This is a genomic window from Candidatus Poseidoniia archaeon, from assembly GCA_030748895.1.
Classification (GTDB): domain Archaea; phylum Thermoplasmatota; class Poseidoniia; order MGIII; family CG-Epi1; genus UBA8886.
The window spans coordinates 1-1,763 of sequence record JASMLC010000029.1 but is presented as its reverse complement, the minus strand read 5'-3'; the positions used below and the strand labels follow the sequence as shown (position 1 = coordinate 1,763).

At 53.9% G+C, this 1,763-nt stretch carries 2 protein-coding genes; both read right to left on the bottom strand.

The window, feature by feature from the left end; translation table 11 throughout:
• Window positions 1–297: 297 nt before the first annotated feature.
• Window positions 298–546, bottom strand: a complete 249-nt coding sequence (locus QGG57_06805) for a hypothetical protein (protein ID MDP7007873.1) — start codon at window positions 544–546, stop codon at window positions 298–300.
• A 34-nt stretch (window positions 547–580) separates the two neighbouring features.
• The coding region (locus QGG57_06800; GenBank protein ID MDP7007872.1) for a hypothetical protein at window positions 581–1,763 on the bottom strand (1,183 nt) is incomplete at its 5' end.

The window sequence follows — 1,763 nt, the reverse complement described above, 5'->3', positions numbered from 1 at the left end:
TGTTGCGTCGTGACCCGGTAAGCATCGGTTCGGTCAGGGCACCGTGCACCCACGGGGTCGACATCAGCGCAGAGGGTGGGTGCTATCCCACCAAGCCACGGCCCCCCTGTGGAGGAGGGCAGCGGCCGCCGCTCAGCTACGCCGGGTCGCTGCGAGTGACAGCAGAGTGGTTGTTCCACCGGTCCCTCTCAGCACACCCCCAATGGTGAGGAAACATATAAACTGTCGGTCGGGTCGGAAGTGGGTTTCACGACGATAGGGGTTAAAATCGGGGTTTTGAGATATTTCCGTTTTCACTCATTTTCCGCCCTCGACCACCGCGACTTCCTCCGCGCTCAACCCGTAGAGCCGGTAGACCACCTGGTCAATCAGCGCGTCCGTCGCCCCGATGCGCGCCAGCACCGGCGCGATACGAGCGAAACCACTCAAATAGAAATAGGCGACCGCCACCGATAGCTCATCGCAGCTGGGCAGGATTTCGCCCAGTTTGTCCCTGAGCGTAACCGACTCGTTATCGATGACGTGGGAATTTCGTATGGGAGGCACGGCGGTGAAATTGCCGGAGCGTATAACCTTCTCCCTACGCAGACCTGCTCACGAGGCTGTCCTGTATATTTCCCGCAGCCCCATCCAGGTTCAGTGTTGAACGGCTAATCACCGAATCCTGTATGTTGATTATCCGGTGAACTTGAATCGGCTTCGCAGCCTGAATCCGCGAGAGAATGCGGGCCGCAATCGGCAGGTCGGCATTAATCGAAGCAACCTCCCGAATCATCTCGACATCAACATTTACCTCCTCCAGTTCGGACATTATGAAATTGTGTGTAAGGATATCTGCCAGCGACAGGAACGAATCCTTCTCACGGACGCTATTGCGTTCATACCTGCGAGCAATCTTGCTCCAGGCATCACCCACAGCGCTCTTCTTGAAATCCTCGAATTTCTCTTCGGCGAACTTGAGCTTGATTGACTGGATATCGGCTCGCAGCGGATTCATGCGGCCAGTTCCCTGTAGGACGTCCGCCCAGGTATCATGCGGGAACCTGACGATAGAGCCTTCTCCTGAGAGGTAGACAATGGTCTGGTTGAAAGTGGCAGTATGCTGGATATCGTCGAATGTTGCCTCGAAGTCCATCTCGATTTCGTCCGCGAACGACCGGTAGAGCAATTCGTGACACTTTTTGTCTTTCATGTATTCTGACAAGAATATCATGCATGCCAGGGAGTGGAGCCCGCCGCGCTTGTACTCTGCTCCCTTTTTCAACAGCTTCTGGAGGATGAGCAGGACATAGTTCTCCATCCCTTTCCGGGAATTGTCTCTTACGTAATTCTTAGTCAGGATAGTGATGCCATTGTAATGCATCTCCTTAATCATCAACCAGATAAAGATCGGACTGCCCTGGGCATAATCGGTCAACTGGCTCGTAGCACTGGTATCGTAACGAATGTTGGCGATATCCAGCATCCTGTGGCAGAGGGCAGTGACATTCTCTTCAGAGAACAGCGGGACTGTGAGTCGCTTGAACATATGCTGGAACTGTTCCGGAAGTTTCTGCCAGTCGGCTTCCCGTGCGGTAACTAGCACTCCTTTGGCTCCGCTCTCCATCAGGCTCTGTACCATCTCCTGGTTTTCCGGAATGTCGTCGTAGAATAGCCTGATTCCATATTTCAGGTGGCGATTAGAGACGCCGGCAGTGGTCAGGATCCCCATCGGAATCTTCTCCATGAATGAATCAAAAACCTCGAAGAGGAGCGTGGTCTTG